The organism is Hydrogenophaga sp. IBVHS2, from assembly GCF_002127215.1.
Taxonomy (GTDB): Bacteria; Pseudomonadota; Gammaproteobacteria; order Burkholderiales; family Burkholderiaceae_C; genus Hydrogenophaga.
Genome location: NZ_NFUT01000001.1, coordinates 93,279 through 112,869 on the forward strand (window position 1 = coordinate 93,279; position 19,591 = coordinate 112,869).

At 70.9% G+C, this 19,591-nt stretch carries 19 protein-coding genes; 11 read left to right on the top strand and 8 right to left on the bottom strand.

Annotation, left to right across the window (positions count from 1 at the left end; all coding sequences use genetic code 11):
* Nucleotide 1 precedes the first annotated feature (1 nt).
* The 3 genes from pyrF to CAP38_RS00500 are packed head-to-tail and all read left to right on the top strand — an operon-like array spanning nucleotide 2 to nucleotide 2,189.
* On the top strand, nucleotides 2–841 hold the full coding sequence (gene pyrF, locus CAP38_RS00490; protein WP_179188409.1) for an orotidine-5'-phosphate decarboxylase: 840 nt from the start codon (nucleotides 2–4) through the stop codon (nucleotides 839–841).
* The gene (locus CAP38_RS00495) at nucleotides 838–1,560 is read left to right on the top strand and encodes a glutathione S-transferase family protein (RefSeq protein WP_086118942.1); all 723 of its coding nucleotides are present in this window, start codon (nucleotides 838–840) and stop codon (nucleotides 1,558–1,560) included. The genes pyrF and CAP38_RS00495 overlap by 4 nt, the downstream gene beginning before the upstream one ends.
* Nucleotides 1,557–2,189 (top strand): glutathione S-transferase family protein, encoded by a 633-nt coding sequence (locus CAP38_RS00500; RefSeq protein ID WP_373271375.1) that lies wholly within the window; start codon nucleotides 1,557–1,559, stop codon nucleotides 2,187–2,189. Before CAP38_RS00495 ends, CAP38_RS00500 begins: the two co-directional genes overlap by 4 nt.
* Nucleotide 2,190: 1 nt before the next feature.
* On the opposite strand, the gene CAP38_RS00505 is transcribed toward CAP38_RS00500, so the two are convergent.
* Nucleotides 2,191–3,729 carry a CYTH and CHAD domain-containing protein gene (locus CAP38_RS00505; RefSeq protein WP_086118943.1) on the bottom strand — a complete coding sequence of 513 codons (1,539 nt, stop codon included), beginning with the start codon at nucleotides 3,727–3,729 and terminating at the stop codon, nucleotides 2,191–2,193.
* A gap of 92 nt (nucleotides 3,730–3,821) precedes the next feature.
* Here CAP38_RS00505 and CAP38_RS15290 point away from each other — a divergent pair, with 92 nt between their 5' ends.
* A complete protein-coding gene (locus tag CAP38_RS15290; protein ID WP_086118944.1) occupies nucleotides 3,822–4,397 on the top strand; it encodes a hypothetical protein in 576 nt (191 codons plus the stop codon).
* 3 nt (nucleotides 4,398–4,400) lie between these two features.
* Here the strand turns inward: CAP38_RS15290 and uvrA are convergent, their stop codons facing one another.
* Both uvrA and CAP38_RS00520 read right to left on the bottom strand, forming a co-directional pair.
* Complete coding sequence (uvrA, locus tag CAP38_RS00515; protein WP_086118945.1) at nucleotides 4,401–7,502, bottom strand: excinuclease ABC subunit UvrA; 3,102 nt, start codon at nucleotides 7,500–7,502, stop codon at nucleotides 4,401–4,403.
* 71 nt (nucleotides 7,503–7,573) lie between these two features.
* Nucleotides 7,574–9,127: a hypothetical protein gene (locus CAP38_RS00520; protein WP_086118946.1), complete on the bottom strand. Its 1,554-nt coding sequence runs from the start codon at nucleotides 9,125–9,127 to the stop codon at nucleotides 7,574–7,576.
* A gap of 286 nt (nucleotides 9,128–9,413) precedes the next feature.
* Here CAP38_RS00520 and CAP38_RS00525 point away from each other — a divergent pair, with 286 nt between their 5' ends.
* Complete coding sequence (locus CAP38_RS00525; protein ID WP_086118947.1) at nucleotides 9,414–10,598, top strand: MFS transporter; 1,185 nt, start codon at nucleotides 9,414–9,416, stop codon at nucleotides 10,596–10,598.
* 11 nt (nucleotides 10,599–10,609) lie between these two features.
* Here the strand turns inward: CAP38_RS00525 and CAP38_RS00530 are convergent, their stop codons facing one another.
* Complete coding sequence (locus tag CAP38_RS00530) at nucleotides 10,610–11,986, bottom strand: chloride channel protein (protein WP_086118948.1); 1,377 nt, start codon at nucleotides 11,984–11,986, stop codon at nucleotides 10,610–10,612.
* A gap of 102 nt (nucleotides 11,987–12,088) precedes the next feature.
* Between CAP38_RS00530 and ssb the strand changes: the two genes are divergently transcribed.
* From ssb to CAP38_RS00550, 4 genes are all read left to right on the top strand, one after another.
* Entirely contained in the window at nucleotides 12,089–12,589 is a 501-nt protein-coding gene (gene ssb / locus CAP38_RS00535) for a single-stranded DNA-binding protein (protein WP_086118949.1), read from the top strand.
* A gap of 116 nt (nucleotides 12,590–12,705) precedes the next feature.
* Nucleotides 12,706–13,425 carry a response regulator transcription factor gene (locus CAP38_RS00540; protein ID WP_086118950.1) on the top strand — a complete coding sequence of 240 codons (720 nt, stop codon included), beginning with the start codon at nucleotides 12,706–12,708 and terminating at the stop codon, nucleotides 13,423–13,425.
* A 79-nt stretch (nucleotides 13,426–13,504) separates the two neighbouring features.
* Complete coding sequence (locus CAP38_RS00545) at nucleotides 13,505–13,915, top strand: hypothetical protein (RefSeq protein ID WP_086118951.1); 411 nt, start codon at nucleotides 13,505–13,507, stop codon at nucleotides 13,913–13,915.
* 54 nt (nucleotides 13,916–13,969) lie between these two features.
* On the top strand, nucleotides 13,970–14,614 hold the full coding sequence (locus tag CAP38_RS00550) for a ProQ/FINO family protein (protein ID WP_086118952.1): 645 nt from the start codon (nucleotides 13,970–13,972) through the stop codon (nucleotides 14,612–14,614).
* 3 nt (nucleotides 14,615–14,617) lie between these two features.
* Here CAP38_RS00550 and CAP38_RS00555 read toward each other — a convergent pair whose 3' ends face one another.
* The 3 genes from CAP38_RS00555 to CAP38_RS00565 are packed head-to-tail and all read right to left on the bottom strand — an operon-like array spanning nucleotide 14,618 to nucleotide 17,591.
* A complete protein-coding gene (locus tag CAP38_RS00555; RefSeq protein WP_086118953.1) occupies nucleotides 14,618–15,919 on the bottom strand; it encodes an FIST N-terminal domain-containing protein in 1,302 nt (433 codons plus the stop codon).
* A 40-nt stretch (nucleotides 15,920–15,959) separates the two neighbouring features.
* Nucleotides 15,960–16,727, bottom strand: coding sequence for a PhaM family polyhydroxyalkanoate granule multifunctional regulatory protein (locus CAP38_RS00560; RefSeq protein ID WP_086118954.1), 768 nt, complete (start codon nucleotides 16,725–16,727; stop codon nucleotides 15,960–15,962).
* Between the two features lie 33 nt (nucleotides 16,728–16,760).
* Entirely contained in the window at nucleotides 16,761–17,591 is an 831-nt protein-coding gene (locus tag CAP38_RS00565) for an enoyl-CoA hydratase/isomerase family protein (RefSeq protein ID WP_086119691.1), read from the bottom strand.
* Nucleotides 17,592–17,707: 116 nt separating this feature from the next.
* On the opposite strand from CAP38_RS00565, the gene CAP38_RS00570 reads away from it, so the two are divergent.
* Nucleotides 17,708–18,073 carry a TraR/DksA family transcriptional regulator gene (locus tag CAP38_RS00570; protein ID WP_086118955.1) on the top strand — a complete coding sequence of 122 codons (366 nt, stop codon included), beginning with the start codon at nucleotides 17,708–17,710 and terminating at the stop codon, nucleotides 18,071–18,073.
* A 32-nt stretch (nucleotides 18,074–18,105) separates the two neighbouring features.
* On the top strand, nucleotides 18,106–18,576 hold the full coding sequence (locus tag CAP38_RS00575) for a VOC family protein (protein ID WP_086118956.1): 471 nt from the start codon (nucleotides 18,106–18,108) through the stop codon (nucleotides 18,574–18,576).
* A gap of 6 nt (nucleotides 18,577–18,582) precedes the next feature.
* Here CAP38_RS00575 and CAP38_RS00580 read toward each other — a convergent pair whose 3' ends face one another.
* Entirely contained in the window at nucleotides 18,583–19,590 is a 1,008-nt protein-coding gene (locus CAP38_RS00580; RefSeq protein WP_086118957.1) for a fumarylacetoacetate hydrolase family protein, read from the bottom strand.
* Nucleotide 19,591: the final 1 nt, after the last annotated feature.

The window sequence follows — 19,591 nt, forward strand, 5'->3', positions numbered from 1 at the left end:
CATGACCTTCCTCGACATGCTGCACGGCGCGCGGCGCCAGAACCGGTCCCTGCTGTGCGTGGGCCTGGACCCCGAACCTTCGCGCTTCCCGGCCGCCCACCGGGGCCGCCCGGGCGACATCTTCGCGTTCTGCGCCGCCATCGTGGATGCCACCGCCGACCTGGCCATGGCCTTCAAGCCGCAGATCGCCTACTTCGCGGCGCACCGGGCCGAAGACCAGCTGGAGCGCCTGATCGCCCACATCCGGGATGTGGCGCCGCAGGTGCCGGTGATCCTGGATGCCAAGCGCGGCGACATCGGCAGCACCGCCGAGCAGTACGCCATCGAGGCCTTCGAGCGTTTCGGGGCCGATGCCGTCACGCTGTCGCCCTTCATGGGCTTCGACTCGGTCGAGCCCTACCTCCGGCGCCACGGCAAGGGCGCCTTCCTGCTGTGCCGCACCTCCAACCCCGGCGGCGACGATCTGCAGAACCAGCACCTCGCCTCGGTGGACGGCCAGCCCCGGGTGTACGAACACATCGCCCGGCTGGCCCAGGGCCCCTGGAACCTCAATGGCCAGCTCGGCCTGGTGGTGGGTGCCACCTACCCGGCCGAGATCCAGCGGGTGCGTGAACTCGCACCCTCGCTCCCCCTGCTGATCCCCGGCGTGGGCGCCCAGGGCGGTGATGCCACCGCCACGGTGCGCGCCGGGCTGCGCGAACACGCCGATTCGCCCGCCGGGCTGATCGCCGTCAATTCCTCCCGCGCCATCCTGTACGCCTCCGGCGGCACCGACTTTGCCGCGGCCGCCCGCACGGTGGCGCAACGCACCCGCGACGAACTGGAAGCCGCCTGCCCATGATCACCCTGCACACCGCCGCCACGCCCAACGGGCACAAGGTCTCCATCGCCCTCGAAGAACTGGGCCTGCCCTACACCCTGAAGGTGATCGATCTGGCGGCCGGTGAACAGAAACAGCCGCCCTTCCTGGCGCTCAACCCCAACGGCCGCATCCCGGTGATCGTCGACCACGACGGACCGGACGGCGGCGACTTCACCGTGTTCGAGTCGGGCGCCATCCTGGTCTACCTGGCCGAGAAGACCGGCAGGCTCATGCCCACCGATGCACGCGGCCGTTCGTTGGTGCTGCAGTGGCTGATGTTCCAGATGGGCGGCATCGGACCCATGATGGGCCAGGCCAATGTGTTCTTCCGCTACTTCCCCGAGAAGATCCCGGCGGCCATCGACCGCTACCAGGGCGAGACCCGCCGCCTGTTCGGCGTGCTGGACGGGCACCTGGCGCAGCACGAGTGGCTGGCCGGCGACTACTCGATCGCCGACATCGCCAACTGGGCCTGGGTGCGCACCCACCGGTGGTCGGGCGTCGACATCGACGACCTGCCCCACCTCAGGCGCTGGCGCGACGCCATCCGGGCCCGGCCGGCCGCACAGCGCGGCATCGAGATGCCGCCCTCCAAGGTGGACCTCACCCGCGACGGCGACGAGGCGGCGAAGCGTTTCGCCGAGGAAGCCCGCCGCATGGTCGAGACCGGCGCCAACCGCCCGAAAGGGAACGCATGAACCCCGCGGACCTGCGCCTGTACATCGCCCCGCGGGCGCCCAACCCGCGCCGGGTGCAGATGTTCATCGCCGAGAAGGGCATCACCGGCATCCCGGAGGTGGCCGTGGACCTGAACGCCCAGGAACACCGCAGCGAGGCCTTCCGCGCCCGCAGCCCGCTGGCCAAGGTGCCGGCACTCGAGCTGCCCGACGGCCGCGTGCTGACCGAAACCCGCGCCATCTGCACCTGGATCGAAGGCCGCTGGCCCGAGCCCGACCTGATGGGCCGCACCGGCGAGGAACGCGCCTTCATCGAGATGGCCGACCGCCGCATCGAGTGGTACTTCATGCTGCCCATGGCGCAGTGCATCCGCCACACCCACCCGGGCCTGGCGCCGCTGGAGCAGCCGCAGTTCCCGGACTTCGGCGCCTCGCAGCGCGACAAGGCACTCGACACCGCCCGCTGGCTCGATGCCGAGCTGCAGCGCCAGCCCTGGGTGGCCGGCGAGCGCTTCAGCATCGCCGACATCACCGCCTTCTGCACCGTGGAATTCGCGCGGCTGGCCCGCTTCAAGCCGGCCGACGAAGGCCTGGGCGCGCTGCAGGCCTGGCGCGACCGGGTGGCCGAACGCGCCTCGGCCCGGGTCTGAGTCAGGCGTCGCGCCAGGGCGTCACCGCCAGGGCCTGTTCCACCGCCTCCAGCCCTTGCAGCCCCCGGGCCTGCTCGGCGGCGACCCATGCCTGCAACCGGGCCGTGGCCGCCGGTGCCAGGGTGGGCGGCAGGCCCGCCAGCCACTGCCCTGCCACGTCCATGTCGTTGAGGTCACCCAGCAGCGCCTGCGCATCGGCCAGGGCCTGCATGCTGCGCCGGCCCCGGCGCGGCGGCAGCTGGTCGGCCAGGAACTCCATCGCATACCGCTGGCGCTTGACCGCCAGACGCAGCCGGTGGCGGCCGGCCGGCCCGGCCGGGAGCGCCTGGCGAGCGGCGGCCTGCAGCCGTCGGTGCGATTGCCACAGGCGCCGCGCGGCCCAGCGCACCAGCCGCTCGGGTGGACGGCCCGCAGGCTCCGGCATGGACAGCACCGCCCGCAGAAAGGCCAGCAGGTTCAGGCCGTAGGCGGCATCCCGGAACGCCGCCACGGCCAGCGCATGGCCGGCCTGGCGTTCGGCCCGGGCATGGGCCAGCAGCGGTGCCTGGTCGGCATCGCTCAGGCCCAGAGCGGTCATGGCCGGCAACAACCAGCCCAGGCGCACATCGGCCTCGCGGGCGGGGCCCAGGGACCGGGCCAGGTCGCCCCAGACATGCAGCCAGTGGGTCGTGAAGCGTCCCGGCAGCACCGGCGCGAACAGCCGCAGGGCGCTGCGCAGACGGCGCAGCGCCACCCGGGCCTGGTGCACGCAGTCGGCATCGGGCAGCTGCCCCCGGTCGGCCGCGGCCCGGATGGCGGCCTCGTTGGCCTGCAGGTGGGTCAGCGCCGACAGCATGGTCTGCCGCCAGGCCTCCACCGGCGATCCGTCGCGCTGCAAGGCCGCCACACCGGTGCGGGCCGGGCCGGGCTGCTCGTCGGCCTGCAGGGCGTAACCGCGCTCGGCCTTGCTGCGCTGCACCGGCCACAGGCGCAGTGCGGTGCTGCGCATGCCGCCAGGGCCCAGGCACACGGTGTGGGCCAGATCGAGCAGCGCGTCGACGGGTCCGTCCAGCAGTTCCAGCTCCAGCTCCAGCAGGGCCTCCCGGCGCGGTGGCTGGCCGGCTTCGATGTGACCCTGATCCAGCGCCACCTCTATGCGGGCACCGGCGTGCTCGATGACGGCGCGGCGGCGCAGGAAGTCGGTGCGGAAGGCCGGCTGCAGCCGGTCGGCCAGACCGCGCAGCCGGGCGGCGAGCGCCGGGTCGTCGACGATGGCGGCGAAGTCGGGCGTGCCCCGGGGGGCCGGTGCTTCCCATTCGCCGCGCTGCGACAGCCCGCCCACCGAGCTGCCCGCGGTCTTGACGGTGAGCCAGGTGCGCCGACCGACGCGGCGGCTGCGCGCCGCCATGCGCGCTCCGCGCAGCGCCAGGTCCGGGGTGTCGAAGTACACCGCGGCCATCGGCTGCCGCTCCCACAGTGCGCCGGCCAGGCAAGGGTGGGCCAGCAGCAGCGGCAGGTCATCGGGGTGCAGGGCCAGCTTGAGTTCGGTTTCGGAGGGCATGGCGGTCAGGGAACGTCCGGTTACGCAACGGGCCTCAGCAGGGCTCACAATTCTCACCCGTTTGAACAGGGAGATCACAGATGAAATTTCGAATGCTGAAAACCGGATTGCTGGCACTGTGCATGGCGCTCGGCGCCACGGCGGGCTGGGCCGGCAAGCCGGATCACGCCGGTGGCGGACGCGATGACGACCGCTACGAAAAGCGGGACAAGGGCGACAAGGGCGACCGGGGCCACGGCAAGCACCGCCACGACCGGGACGACGACCGCCGCGAGGTGTACCGGGACGGCTACCGCGATGGCTACCGCACCGGCGAACGGTCGGGCTCCGGCGTGTCGGTCAACATCCAGATCGGCCAGTACTTCAACGACAGCCAGCGGCGCGTGGCAGTGGACTATTACCAGCCCCAGTTCCGCGCCGGCAAATGCCCGCCCGGTCTGGCCAAGAAGGGCAACGGCTGCATGCCCCCGGGGCAGGCCAAGGCCTGGCGCCGGGGCTACGCCCTGCCGCCGGACGTGGTGTATTACCCGGTGCCGTCCAGCGTGTCGGTGCGCCTGGGCACGCCGCCGGCCGGCTACAAGTACGTGCGGGTGGCCGCCGACATCCTGCTGATCGCGGTGGGCACCGCCATGGTGGTGGATGCCATCGAGGACCTGGGCAACCTCTGACGCTCAGTCCGGGCGCGGCGCCTTGAGCAGCCGCGCCAGATAGCGCCCGGTGTGGCTGGCCGCGCAGGCCGCCACGACTTCCGGGGTGCCCTCCACCACCACGGTGCCGCCGCCGGCACCGCCCTCCGGCCCCATGTCGATGAGCCAGTCGGCGGTCTTGATGACGTCCAGGTTGTGCTCGATCACCACGATGGTGTTTCCGGCATCGCGCAGCTGGTGCAGCACCTTGAGCAGCAGTTCGATGTCGGCAAAGTGCAGGCCGGTGGTGGGTTCGTCCAGGATGTAGAGCGTGCGCCCGGTGTCGCGCTTGGACAGCTCCAGCGCCAGCTTGACCCGCTGCGCCTCGCCGCCCGAGAGCGTGGTCGCCGCCTGACCGAGCTGGATGTAGCTCAGGCCCACGTCCAGCAGGGTCTGCAGCTTGCGCCGCAGGGTGGGCACGGCGCTGAAGAAGTCGTGCGCCTGCTCCACCGTGAGGTCCAGGATCTGCGCGATGTTCAGGCCCTTGTAGAGCACCTCCAGCGTCTCGCGGTTGTAGCGGGCGCCGGAGCACACCTCGCACGGCACATAGACGTCGGGCAGGAAGTGCATCTCGACCTTGACCACGCCGTCGCCCTGGCAGGCCTCGCAGCGGCCGCCGGCCACGTTGAAGCTGAAGCGCCCGGGGCCGTAGCCTCGCTCGCGCGCGGTCGGCACCTCGGCCATGAGCTCGCGGATGCCGGTGAACAGGCCGGTGTAGGTGGCCGGGTTGCTGCGCGGCGTGCGGCCGATGGGCGACTGGTCGACATTGATGACCTTGTCGAAATGCTCGATGCCCTCCACCGCCTCGTGCGGGGCCGGCTCGTCGTGCGAGCGGTACAGGGTGCGGGCCACGGCGGCGTACAGGGTGTCGTTCACCAGGGTGGACTTGCCCGAACCCGACACCCCGGTGACGCAGGTCAGCAGGCCGACCGGGAAGCTCACGCTCACCCCCCGGAGGTTGTGGCCGGTCGCGCCCAGCACCCGGATGGCCTGCAGGTCGCCCAGCGTGGCCTCGTGCGCGGCTTGCCGCGCCGCGCGCCGCTCGGCCGCCGGGCTGGGCGGGAAGCGGGGCTTGAAGGCCGGCGCCGGTGCGGCCGCCACGGCGGGCCTGACCACCGGCAGCCAGGGCGTGCGGCGCTCGGGCACCGCGATGGCGCGCGCGCCGCTGAGGTACTGGCCGGTCAGCGAATCGGGGTGGGCCATGACCTCGGCGCAGCTGCCCTGGGCCATGACGCGGCCACCGTGCACGCCGGCACCCGGCCCCATGTCGATCACATGGTCGGCCACGCGGATCATGTCCTCGTCGTGCTCGACCACCAGCACCGTGTTGCCCAGGTCGCGCAGGTGCTGCAGGGTGGCGATCAGCCGGTCGTTGTCGCGCTGGTGCAGGCCGATGCTGGGCTCGTCCAGCACGTACATCACGCCGGTCAGGCCGCTGCCGATCTGGCTGGCCAGGCGGATGCGCTGGGCCTCGCCGCCCGAGAGCGTGTCGGCGCTGCGGTCCAGGCTGAGGTAGTTCAGGCCCACATCATTGAGGAAGCCCAGGCGCTGGCGGATCTCGTTGATGACCCGGGCCGCGATGTCGCCCTTGGCCCCCGGCAGATGCAGCTGCCGGAAATAGGCCAGCGCGTCGCCCAGGGTGATGCGGCCGATGTCGAAGATGGCGCGCCGCTGCGGCCCCTCGCCCACGAACACATGGCGCGCCTCGCGCCGCAGGCGAGAGCCGCCGCAGGACGGACAGGGCTGGATGGCCCGGTAGCGGGCCAGTTCCTCGCGCACGGCCGGGCTGTCGGTCTCGCGCCAGCGACGGGCGAAGTTGGGCACGATGCCCTCGAAGGCATGCTGCTTGACCACCCGCTTGCCGGCCTTCTCGCCGCTCTCCAGCACATAGCTGAACCGGATGAGCTCCTCGCCGGAGCCGTGGAGGATGACCTGGCGGGCCCGCTCGGGCAGGGATTCCCAGGGCGCTTCGGCATCGAAACCGTAGTGCGCGGCCAGGCTTTCGATCAGGGCGAAGTAATAGCCGTTGCGCCGGTCCCAGCCCTTGATGGCGCCGCTGGCCAGGCTGAGGCTGGGAAACGCCACCACCCGCGCCGGGTCGAAGAATTCGGTATGGCCCAGGCCGTCGCAGGTCGGGCAGGCGCCCACCGGCGAGTTGAAGGAGAACAGCCGGGGCTCCAGCTCGCCGACGGTGTAGCTGCACATCGGGCAGGAGAACCGGGCCGAGAAGCGCTGTTCGGCGCCGCTGTCCATGTCCACCGTCAGGGCGCGGCCGTCGGCCAGCCGCAGGGCGGCCTCGAAGCTCTCGGCCAGGCGCTGGCGCAGCGGGTTCGGTCCGGCGTCGGCCTCGGCCAGGCGCACCTTGATGCGGTCGACCACCACGTCGATGCTGTGCTTACCGGTCTTCTTCAGGGTGGGCAGGGCATCGGCCTCGACCACCTCGCCATCGATGCGGAAGCGCACATAGCCGCGGGCCTGCATGTCGGCGAACAGGTCGGCGAACTCGCCCTTGCGCTCCTGCGCCACCGGGGCCAGCACCATGAGCCGGGTGCCCTCGGGCAGGGCCAGCACGGCGTCCACCATCTGGGCCACGCTCTGGGCGGCCAGGGGCAGGTCGTGGTCCGGGCAATGCGGCGTGCCGGCCCGCGCAAACAGCAGGCGCAGGTAATCGTGGATCTCGGTCACCGTGCCGACGGTGGAGCGCGGGTTGTGGCTGGTGGCCTTCTGCTCGATGGCAATGGCCGGCGACAGGCCCTCGATCAGGTCGACGTCGGGCTTGTCCATGAGCTGCAGGAACTGCCGTGCATAGGCCGAGAGGCTCTCCACATAGCGCCGCTGGCCCTCGGCGTACAGCGTGTCGAAGGCCAGGCTGGACTTGCCCGAGCCCGACAGGCCGGTGATGACCACCAGCGCGTGCTTGGGGATGTCGAGATCGATGTTCTTGAGGTTGTGGGTGCGCGCGCCGCGCACCGCCAGCACGGCCGCGCCGGCGCCGCCGGCCCTCGGGCGCGCGGCCGGGCCGGTCGGGGTGTCAGGCAGTTTCAGATCGGGAGGCAGGTTCTGGTTCAAGGCGGTGCGGGCCGGCATCCGGCCCCCTGAGGGCAACCCGCCATGATAAGACGGCCGCCCCCGCCGTGCCGGGGGGTTGCCGAAGGGCCTCAGGCTGCGCCGGGGCGATGGCGCGGCTTGGGCACCGGCAGGCCGAAGCGGCGCATGAGGGCTTCCGACAGGCGCCAGATGTCGTCGTGGTCCGGCGGGGCATCGTGGGGCACCTGCAGCGCCAGCTGGCGGAGGTGCCCCCGCCACTTCCGGCCGCAGTCCAGATCCTGGGCCAGCACGCGGTCCAGACCGCTCCAGGCCGTGTCATCGTCCGCCGCTTTCACCAGGGCCCGGACCAGCAGCTCGATGGCCAGGTACTCGTTGCCGGCCCAGACCGGATCCGCCAGTCTGCCGGTACGCCCCGCCCAGTCCAGGCTGGCCCGGCGCGCCAGTTCTGCATGGTCCTGCTGGCGCACGACCACGGCCCGGCCCTGGCGGGCCTGCCGGTGGTTGAGCACCGCCTGGGCCACGCAGTAGCCCGCCGCCACCGTGCCCAGCAGGGCGATCACTGCCCAGCCGGCGGGCGTGACGCTGGCCGCCGCCAGCGCCGCCGCACCCAGCCCCAGCGCCACCGGCGCCAGCCCCACGTAGGCGGCGCTGCGCACCCGCCGGATCCAGCCCTGCCAGAGCTCGCGCCGCCATGGCCGCGCCTGACGGTGGCCGGCGCCCCGGATCACCGTCAGCCCGCGAGCGAACAGGCCGGCAGGCGCATCGGCCGGTGCGGGCTTCAGGGCGCCGATGGCGCGGTCGAGGCGAGCCATGCGGGCGTCCAGCTGCCGGCGTCCGGCTCGAGCCCGGCGGATCTGCTGGGTCGCCTCCACCGTTCCGGCCACGCCGTCCACCAGCAGGAGCAGCGGCAGCAGCAGGGGCATGACGGCGGTGGCGAGGAAGGCCATGAAGGGCGATCCGCCTGCCGCCAGCGTCGATGCGATGCCGGTCAATCCGCCCAGGTTGCGGCCGGCCGAAAGGCCTTCCTTGAGCCTTTTTTCCGTCGACACCGCGCCCGAGCCCAGTTCCGCGATGCGCTTGAGACCCAGGCACCGGACCGCCTGCAGGCGGTGTTCCAGCCGGGTACGGCGGTCGATGGCCGACCGGGACGGCGTGGCCTGCTGTCGCAGCGCCCGCAGCTCCCGCCGCCAGTGTTGCGCGCGCCGCTGCAGCTGCGGCAAGGACCCCTGAAAACAGCGCCGCGTGACCACCCAGGCCTCCAGATGGTGCCTGCGGTCCAGCCAGTCCCGGGCCTCCTGTGCGGTGTCTGCGCAGGCGCGGCTGGCGGTCAGCCGGGCCGCGGCCTCTTCGACCTGCACCCAGGCTGCCCGCGCCTTGCGCCGGCTGCGCAGGATGTCCAGGCCGGTCTTGACCGCCTCGACCGGTGCCGACGCACCCGCCACCAGCCCGACCGCCGCGCCGGCACCGGTCCAGACCGCCTCGGTGGCCGAGCCGGTGGCGTGCACGGCCGCCTGGACGGCCGTCGACGCCGCGGTGTTGACACCGTGCACGCCGTAGCTGACCGCCACCTGCTCGGGCCGGAGCCGCCGCTGCCCGGGCAGCAGGCGCCGGCTGTGGCATCGGGTGCGGAGCTCTTTGAGCAGTTCGTCGGCCCGGCCTTTCACCGTGTGCAGGGCGGTGCTCGCTGTGGGGTGAATGAGAACCCGGGTCGGTGGAAGCGGGAAGAAACAGGATGCGGTGCTCATGCAGGTGCCCGGCCGGCGGGCGGTTGGTGCGGAGCCGCCGAGGGTCACGGGGCCGCGTGACGCGGCGGTGTCACCGGCCGGTCATCCATCGGCTGGTCGGCTTTGGCCGACAATAGGCGGCTTTGCAGGGGTGGCGTCGGTCCAGCCCGCGCGCCCTTTGTCTGCCCCGTCCTTGTCCGCCCATCCCGATCTCCCGTCCCACCGCATGACGCCTGCCGAACGGCGGGCCAGCGGCGCACTGGCGTCCATCTACGCCTTGCGCATGCTGGGCCTGTTCCTGGTGCTGCCGGTGTTCGCGCTGCAGGCGCGGCACTACCCGGGCGGGGACAACGCGGCCCTGGTCGGCCTGGCCATGGGCATCTATGGCCTGACCCAGGCGCTGCTGCAGGTGCCGCTGGGCATGGCCTCGGACCGCATCGGGCGCAAGCCGGTGATCATCGGCGGGCTGGCGCTGTTCGCCCTGGGCAGTGCGGTGGCCGCCTGGGCGCCTTCCCTGACCTGGCTGGCCATCGGCCGCGCGCTGCAGGGCGGCGGGGCGATCTCCGCCGCCGTGACCGCCCTGCTCGCCGACCTCACCCGGGACTCGGTGCGTACCAAGTCGATGGCGCTGGTGGGCATCAGCATCGCGCTCATGTTCGCGCTCTCGCTGGTGGCCGCGCCGGTGCTGGTGCAGCACATCGGGCTGAGCGGGCTGTTCCTGCTCACCGCCGCGCTGGCGATCACCGGCATGGCGGTGGTGGCCTGGGTGGTGCCGCCCGAGCCGGCCTTGCCCACGGTGACCGGACGCGGCAGCCTGCGCGAGGTGCTGCGCGACGCCGAACTGCTGCGGGTGGATCTGGGCGTGTTCGTGCTGCATGCGGTGCAGATCGCCATGTGGATGGCGGTGCCGGCCCTGCTGGTGCAGGCCGGGCTCGACACACAGCACCATTGGTGGGTGTACCTGCCCGCGGTGCTGGGCTCGCTGCTGGTCATCGGTGGCCTGCTGTTCCGGCTCGAGCGCAAGGGCCACTTCCGCGCGGTGTACCTGGGCTCGATCGCCATCATCGTGCTGGTGCAGATCGGCTTCCTGATCAGCCTGCAGTCCACCCCTCCCTCCATCGCGCTGGTGGCGATCCTGCTGACGCTGTACTTCGTCGGCTTCAACACCCAGGAAGCCAGCCAGCCCAGCCTGGCCTCGCGGCTGGCCGCACCGCACCAGCGCGGCGCGGCACTCGGTGTCTACAACACGCTGATGTCGCTGGGCATCTTCACCGGGGGCAGCGTGGGCGGTCTGGTGGTGCAGCACTGGGGCGGCAGCGGCATCTTCACCGTGAGCGCCGCCCTCATGGGCTTGTGGCTGGTGCTGGCCTGGCCCATGAGCGCCCGGCGCACCGGCATCACGCCGCACTGAACGCCGACGGTTCAGGCCGGGCGCTGGCCTGCTGTCGATCCGTCGGGCACCGGTGCGACCGGATCGCGCAGCGACCGCATCATCAGCGCCGACATGCTGCTGTACAGCGGCTTGCTGATCATGCGCGACACCAGGCTGGCGACCAGCGCGCAGGCCATCAGGCTGAGCACCATGCTGTGGCCGTCGGTCATCTCCATCACGATGATCATGGCGGTGATGGGGGTCTGGGTCACGGCCGCCAGAAAACCGCACATGCCCAGGGCGATCAGCGCGGCCCCATGGGGCGATTCGAGCAGCCAGGCCACGTCGGCGCCCACGCTGGCACCCAGCGACAGGCTCGGGCCGAAGATGCCGCCCGGCACGCCCGACCAGGCCGACAGCCACGAAGCCACGAACTTCAGCCCGGTGAACACGAATGGCTCCCGCTCGGTGGTGTCCATGGCGGACCCATCCAGCAGCATGCGGGTGTGTTCGTGACCGACGCCCACCGTGTCGCCACCGGCGATCAGGGCGATGACCGCCACCCCGAAACCGCACAGGGCGGCAAACACCACCGGCCGCTTGCGGCGGTAGGCACAGAACCGGTCGGGCAGGCCGGTGAAGGAGGCGAGCAGCAGCCGCGCCATCAGGCCGCCCAGCAGGCCGCAAGCCACGGCCACCAGCGCACCGGGCAGCAGCAAGGCCCACCAGGACACATCGTCGGCGCGGATGCGCCCGAAGTACGACAGGTTGCCGAACGCCGACACCGCCACCAGACCGGCGATCACGATGGCCGCCAGCATCAGGCCGCTGCTGCGTTCGGTGATGCGGCGCGACAGCTCCTCGATGGCGAACACGATGCCGCCCAGCGGCGTGTTGAAGGCCGCCGCGATCCCGGCCGCGCCGCCTGCCACCAGCAGTTCGCGGTCACTGATCCCGGACGCCGGGGACAGCCAGCGCCGCGCATGCAGCATCACACCGGCGGCCACCTGCACCGACGGGCCCTGCCGACCGATCGACAAGCCGGCCAGCAGTCCGCCGCTGACCCCGAGGATCTTGGCCACGCTCAGCCGCAGCGAGACGAAACGGGACCGGGCGGCCAGCGGCGTGCCGGTATCGAGCGCGGTCAGCACCTGCGGCACGCCCGAGCCGGCGGCGCCCGGCGCCCAGCGCCGCAGCGACCACACCACCAGGGCCGTGAGGGCCGGCGTCCAGATCAGCGGAGACCACCAGACCGCCCCGGCCATGCGCTGGTGCAGCTCGACCGCCTTGTCGGCCAGCAGGGTGAACAGCACCACCGCCAGACCCGCCAGCACGGCATAGCCCAGCACCACCACCCGGTCCAGCCACTGCCGGCCGTCGCCCATCTCTCGGCGCAGGTTCTGCAGGAAATCGGGCTGGCCTTTCATGGGGGACGAGTGTAGGGCCCGGCCTCGGTCGGGCGGGTCATATGCGGCACAATGCCGGATCGTTTCCGCGCGCCGCGCCGGCCCGCTCCACAGGACATCACCATGGCATCCGTCAACAAAGTCATCCTCGTCGGCAACTGCGGCCGCGATCCCGAAATCCGCTACCTGCCCTCCGGCCAGGCCGTGGCCAACGTGAGCATCGCCACCTCCAGCCGCCGCAAGGACCGCAACAGCGGCGAAATGGTCGAGGACACCCAGTGGCACCGCGTCACCTTCTACGACCGGCTGGCCGAGATCGCCGGTGAATACATCAAGAAGGGACGCCCCATCTACGTCGAGGGGCGCCTGAAGTACGGCAAGTACACCGACCAGAGCGGTGTCGAGAAGAACACGGTGGACATCATTGCCACCGAGCTGCAACTGCTGGGTGGCCGCGAAGGCATGGGTGGCAGCGACGAGGGTGGCAGCGGCGGCGGCGGGGGCTACAGCCGCCCCCCGGCAGCCGCCCCCCGGGCCGCATCCCGCCCGGCGCCGGCTCCCGCCCCGGCACCTGCGCGCCAGTCCAGCGGCTTCGACGACATGGACGACGACATCCCCTTTTGATGCTTCGCTCTTGTGATTAAAAAACTGCCGGTCCGGCAGTTTTTTTTCGTCCCGAGTTTTGCTTTTGTAGTATTTTCGATCGCCCCACCATCAGGCATCCACCCCACCGCCGCACGATGCTCGACCCATCCTCCCCGCTCCCCCGAACGGTCAAGGTCCTGGTGGCGGAAGACCATGCGCTTGTGCGCCAGGGCATCGCGCTGCTGCTGGACGCCGCCGGCGGCTTCGAACTGGTGGGGGAGACCGCACGGGGTCTGGAAGTCCCCGCGCTGGTGGAGGCCACCGGACCGGATCTGCTCCTGCTGGATCTGGCCTTGAGCGACTGCTCCGGCATCGAAGTCGCCCACAAGGTCCGGCGCCTCAGACCGGCCATGCGCATCCTGGTGGTGACCGGCAACGTGTACCGAGGTTCGGTGGTCCAGTCGCTGCAGGCCGGTGCCGACGGCTTCATGCTCAAGCACGACCAGGGTGCCGAACTGCTCGCCGCGATACGCACCGTCATGTCCGGCCAGCGTTATGTGAGTCCGCACCTTTCGTCATCGACCGCCCCGCACGATGCGCGCCGGCCGGCACACGCCACCGACCTCGATCCGTCGCTGACCCAGCGCGAGCAGCAGATCGTGCGGATGATCGCCGCAGGCCTGAGCAACCAGGACATCGCCGACCGGCTGTTCATCAGCGTGCTCACCGCGCGCAAGCACCGCCAGAACGTCATGCTCAAGCTGGGACTGCACAACGGGGCGGAGATTGCCGCGTTCGCCCTGCAGGCGGGGCTCGCCGGTGCCCCGGTGCTGCCGGCACCGCCCGACGGAACCGGTAAGCACCCGAAAAAATAGTACTTGTGTTGTATTTTTTTGACCGCTGACACCTCGGAATACTGCCGCTGGAGCATCCCGTTCCGACCCAGAGGTCAACATGAAACTGCTTTCACGACGCCTGCCGCTCACCCCCGAGTCCACGCACGACAGCAGCCTGGCCCGGTCGGTGCCGGACGAAATCGAATCCGGCCTCGATCCGTTTCCACTCGCCGACGAATACGCCTTGACCATCCATCTCTGCCTGTCGCAGCAGGGGGTGGACGGCAACCAGATGCGGGTGAGCGTGCGCACGGTGGGCAACACCCAGGGCGGGCTCGACATCTACGCGGGCTTCATCAAGGTGCTGCGCTGGACGCCGCCGGTGTGTGCCCTCATGAACCAGATGCCCTGGGTGGAGCGCCGCATCGAGCGGCGGCTGCGACAGACCGGTCTGCTGCAATACAGCCAGTTCGGCGGGCTGTGGTTCCGCTCGCCGGGTGCACTGGCCGACGAATTGCCGCGCCCCTGATGGCACCGCGCGGGCTGGCATGATGCGGGATTGACGTCTTCCCGCCACGACCCCATGCCCCCCTCTTCGACACCGCAGCGCTCGCGCACCGCCGGCCCCCGTTCCTCCGCACCCGCCAGGACCCACCCCGCCCTGGAAGCCCTGGCCCAGCACTACCCGGCCTTGTTCGGCGAGACACCCAAGCCCCTGAAACGGGGCGTGTACGAGGACCTGCTGGAGCGGCATGGCGAGGCGCTCACGGCCGATGGCATCAAGGCCGCCCTGGCCCTGCACACCCGATCGACCCGTTATCTGAATGCGGTGGCAGGGGGCCAGCCCCGCCATGACCTGAACGGGACCGTGGTCGAACCGGTCGCGCCCGATCAGCGCCACCATGCCATCCTCGAGGTGTTCCGGCGCCGCCAGGCCCGGTCGCCGCAGGACCTGCGGCCGCAGCTGCGGCAGCGGATCGTGCAGTCTTTCGAGGCGTCCGGGCTGGGGCAGGAGGCCTATGCCACCCTGGTGCACGGCCGCGACGAGGCCATGAACCAGCTCACCCGGGAAGCGCTGGAGCAGGCGGTGCAGGTGCAGGCCCGGGAGTCGGCGCTGTTGCGTGCATTCGAGACCGGCGGACAGGAGCTCGATGCCTTCGCGGCCGGATACGGCCTGGCGCCGGCCGATGCCCGGCGCATGCTGGACCGCGCCCGCGCCCGTCGCTGACGCTCAGGGCGCCGGCGTGGTGAAGACGGTGAGCACGCCGGTGTAGCCATAGAGCCGGTGGTAGGCGATTTCGCCACCGGCAAAGAACCCGACCAGCGGCACGTCGCCCAGGGCCCGTCGCACCACCTGCAACTCGGCACTGGGGGCCCCGAAATGCGGGCCGCCGCGTCCGGCACAGCTCACATACACCGCGCCGGCAATGCGCCGGGCCGGGTGCGGTGCCGACTCCGCGTCGGACACCGCCAGCGCATGGGCCAGGGCATGGTCCTGGATCTCCGGCTCCAGCTCCTCGCGCAGTTCGGCACAGATGCGGGTGAGGTCGGCGCGGGCCGCCTCGGTGTGTCGCTCGCAGAATGCCAGCCGCGAGCCGACCGGGGCCATGTCGCCGATGGCCACGCCCCGGCGCTGCGGGTCCACACCGATCAGATGGCGCACCATCACGTCCGGTCCGAACTGCCCCCGCCGGGCCAGCGTTGCGCCAGGCCCGGTCCCCGAAGGATGCGCGTGGCGTAGACCCGCCAGCGTGGCGCGCAACCGCGGCATGGCCTGCGCCGGCTGATCCAGCGAGATGCCGCGCTCCTGCAGCAGGACATCGAGCGCGGGCTGGCCGTCCAGCGCCAGCACCAGATGGCCTTCTGCCGCCGTGATGGTCCGCTCCGCGCCGACCGGCTGGGCACCCTGGGTCACCCGGGACAGGAGGCCGACGTCGCCTGCAAAGGCCACACCGCTCAGGCCGCCGTGGAACACCCCGGCGCTGGCACCCTGTCCGCGCAGGTTGCCGTGGCTGCTCAGCGCGAACTGCACGGTGGCGCTGCGGCTGCTGGCCAGCCCGCCGAACAGGTAGCCGCTGGCGGTGCGGTCGGCCATCTCGGCGATCAGGTCGGTGAGCTCCGGCGTCTGGCCATCGGCATGCACCAGCGCGGTGTGGGCCATGAACCCGTCACCGTCGCTGCTGCGACCCGACGCTGCCAGGGGCGCCACGCCGCTGAACACGCGGTAGCGGGCAGGATCGAGGTCGCACAGCATGACGGCCATGGCGGGCTCGTCGAAGTACTCGACATTGTTCGAGGCAATGCCCACCCCGACCGTGCCCACCCAGTCGGTGACCTCGGGCAGCTCGGCACACAGATGCTCCAGGATGGCCTGGGCCTCGTCGGCATAACGGTCGGTGATGTAGAGCAGCCCCAGCGAGGGGCTGGCGGCGTGGTCGGGCAGGGCCATGCGGGCCCGCAGCTGGGCCAGCACCAGGGCAGCGGCCATGCGCCACTGGGGGTGGGTGGCGTGGGCGTAAGGGAACAGTTTCATCCGGATCCAGGGGGGCCCGATGGGGGCACAACGTTGTCGGTCAACGGCGTCGGGTGGCAGCGGCACGGCCCGCCGCCTTGCGGGCTGGGGCTTTCGGCACGGACGCAGAGGGGGTCGGCGTGACCGCGCGCAGCGCCGCCCGGCCTGCCGCCTTGCCCGCGCCCACGGCGGTCTTGACCGCGGAGTCGGTCAGGCCGGCGGCCACATCGCGGGTGGTCTGCAGCGCACCCTGACGGGCCGCATCCTTCACCGCGTTGGTGGCGATCTGCTGGAACTGCTGGCTCAACGCACCCCACCACTGCATGGGATCGACCACGCCGCCGGCCGGTGCGGCGGCCTTGCGGGCGGCGGTCTTGCGGGCCGGCGCCTTGGGCGTCGGCGGGGCCGTGCGGGCCTGAATGCCCTCGTACACCTTCTTCGGCGCCGCCTTCGCAGGCTCGGCCGGCGGCACGAACGAGGCCAGCGAATCGGCCGCCTTGAGCTTGAAGGCGTTGGCCACGTCGCCCATGCTGAAGTTCATGGTCTTGAGCGTGGACAAGGTCATCTTCTGCACTTCGAGTGCCTGGATGGTGGCGCCCAGCGCCTTGGCGTTCTGGTCCAGCCAGAAGTGCACCGCCTTGAGTTCCTCGATGCGCTTGTCCAGCTCCTCGACATTGAAGGTCGGCGCCACCCAGTGGCTGAGGTTGGGCAGCTGGGGCATGTTCTGGCCCAGTCCCTGGGCGATGCCGCCGGCGGCCTGACCGGCCAGACTCTGGAGGAAATCGAAGCCCGGCACGAACTTGCCGAATCCACCTGGGTTGTCGCTCATGCCGGTCTCCTGCCCTGAAGGGCTGCTTGCGGGTCAGTTGTCGGCGCCGTAGCGCGGCGGCCGCTTCTCGCGCAAGGATGCCACACCTTCCCGCACGTCGGGACCGGCAAAGCCCATGAATTCCAGGGCCAGGGAGGTGTCGAAGCTCGGCCCGGCCTGGCGCAGCCAGTTGTTGAGCGAATACTTGGTCCAGCGGATGGCGCTGGTGCTGCCGCTGGCCAGCCGGTCCGCCACCTCGTAGGCCTTGGGCAGCAGCTGGTCGTCATCCACCGCCAGCGACACCAGGCCGATGCGTTCGGCCTCCTCGCCGCTCACCGGCTCGCACAGCATGAGGTAGTACTTGGCCTTGGCCATGCCGCACAGCAGCGGCCAGACGATGGCCGCGTGGTCGCCCGCGGCCACGCCCAGCCGGGTGTGGCCATCGACGATCTTTGCGCTGCGGGCCGCGATCGAGATGTCGGCCAGCAGGCCGGCCACCAGACCGGCGCCCACGGCCGGGCCGTGCATGGCGCTCACGATGGGCTTGTCGCAGTTGATCACGTTGTAGACCAGGTCGCGGGCTTCCTTCCACACCCGGGAGCGCACCTCGAAGTCGCTGGCCATGTCCTGTACCAGGGCCAGATCGCCACCGCCCGAGAACCCCAGGCCGTCGCCGCGCAGCACCGCGGCGCGCACCGAGTCGTCCCGGCCGACGTCGCGCCAGATCTCGCTGAGTTCCCAGTGGCCTTCATGCCCGGCGGTGGGCAGCTTGCCGTTGCCCCCTGGGCCGTCGGCCCGCATGCGGATGTCCAGCACGCTGGGCACGCCGTTGACCGGCGGGCCGCGGCGGGTGATGTGCAGGGTCTGGTAACGGCTGTAGTCGATGGCTTGCATGGGTTGTCTCCGGGGGCAGGTGTCGGCAGGAATGCGGGGGATTGTGCTTGACCTGCATCAAGCCCTGCCCGCCTCCGACGCTACATCATGCGGTCTCAGGAGGACCCATGAACACACCGATTTCCGACACCTTTGCCCGCCAGCTCAAGGACCAGCGCGGCGCCCTGCTCGCCCGCGTTCGGGCCCGGCGAGGCGGCGCCATCGGGCGCGCCGATGCAGCCGCTCAAGCCCGCGAACAGGCCAGCGACGACGGGGCCAAGGCCAGCGAGGAGCGGGATCTGCTGATCGGGCTGGAGGAACGCGAGTCGGCCGAACTGGTGGCCATCGACGCCGCCCTGCAGCGCATCGCGGATGGCAGCTACGGCCTGTGCCTGCAATGCGGGGCATCGATACCGGCAGCCCGACTGCATGCCCGGCCCACGGCGGATCACTGCGTGGGCTGCCAGGAAGCGGCGGAAAGGCACAGTCGCTGAGTCGGCCGGATGCGGCCCGCTATGCTGCCAGGATGAGCACGACCGAAGCCCGCACGACCGAAGCCCTCACCACCGACGCCCCGCTGCAGACCCGCAGCCTGTTCCACTTTGCCTTCAACGTCACCGACCTGAACGAAGCCCGGCGGTTCTACGGCGGCGTGCTGGGCTGCCGCGAGGGCCGCAGCACCGACACCTGGGTCGACTTCGATTTCTTCAGCCACCAGATCTCGCTGCACCTGGGCCAGCCTCTGGTCACCAGCCGCACCGGCCGCGTGGGTGACCATCTGGTGCCCATGCCGCATTTCGGCCTGGTGATGCTGCTGCCGCAGTGGCGCAATCTGGCCGACCGGCTGACCGCGGCCGGCATCGACTTCGTGATGCCGCCGCAGGTGCGGTTCGCCGGTCAGCCCGGCGAGCAATGGACGATGTTCTTCTGCGACCCGTTCGGCAACCCGATCGAGGTCAAGGGCTTCGCCTCGCTCGATCAGGTGTACGCCGTCTGAGCCCGCTCAGTCCGGCGCGGCGATCTTCTGGTCGATGGCGCCGAAGATGCTCTGGCCGTCACGGCCCTTCATCTCGATGCGGATGGTGTCGCCGAACTGCATGAAGGCGGTGGACGGCTGGCCGTCGAGGATGGTCTCGATGGCGCGCTTCTCGGCAATGCAGCTGTAGCCCTTGGGCCATTCCTTGCGGCCGTCCACCTCGATGGCCTTGTTGCTCACCGTGCCGCTGCCCACGATGGAGCCGGCCCGCACGTTGCGGGTCTTGCAGATGTGGGCAATCAGCTGGCCGAAGTGGAAGGTCATCTCGGGGCCCGCCTCGCACATGCCGACCTTGCGGCCGTTCCAGGTGCTCTGCAGCGTCAGGTGCACCCGACCACCCTGCCAGGCATCGCCCAGCTCGTCGGGGGTGACGGCGACCGGGCTGAACGCGGTGGCCGGCTTGCTCTGGAAGAAGCCGAAGCCTTTGGCCAACTCGGCCGGGATCAGGTTGCGCAGCGACACATCGTTGGCCAGCATCAGCAGACGGATGCCGTCCAGGGCCTGATCGGGCGTGGCCTGCATCGGCACGTCGCCGGTGATGACCGCGATCTCGGCCTCGAAATCGATGCCGAAGTCCTCGCTGGGCACCACCACGTCGTCGGTCGGGCCGATGAAGTCGTCGCTGCCACCCTGGTACATGAGCGGGTCGGTGTAGAACGAGGCCGGCACCTCGCTGTTGCGCGCCGCCCGCACCAGCTCGACGTGGTTGATGTAGGCCGAGCCGTCGGCCCACTGGTAGGCCCGGGGCAGCGGCGCCATGCACATGGCCGGATCGAACGGAAAGGCGTGGCGGGCCTTGCCCTGGTTGAGGGTCACATACAGATCGTGCAGCTGGGGACTGATGAAGTTCCAGTCGTCCAGGGCCTGCTGCAGGCGGTGCGCGATGCCGGTCGCATAATGGGCCGTCGACAGGTCCCGCGAGACCACCACGAGCTGTCCGTCGCGCGATCCGTCCTTGTACGTGGCGAGTTTCATG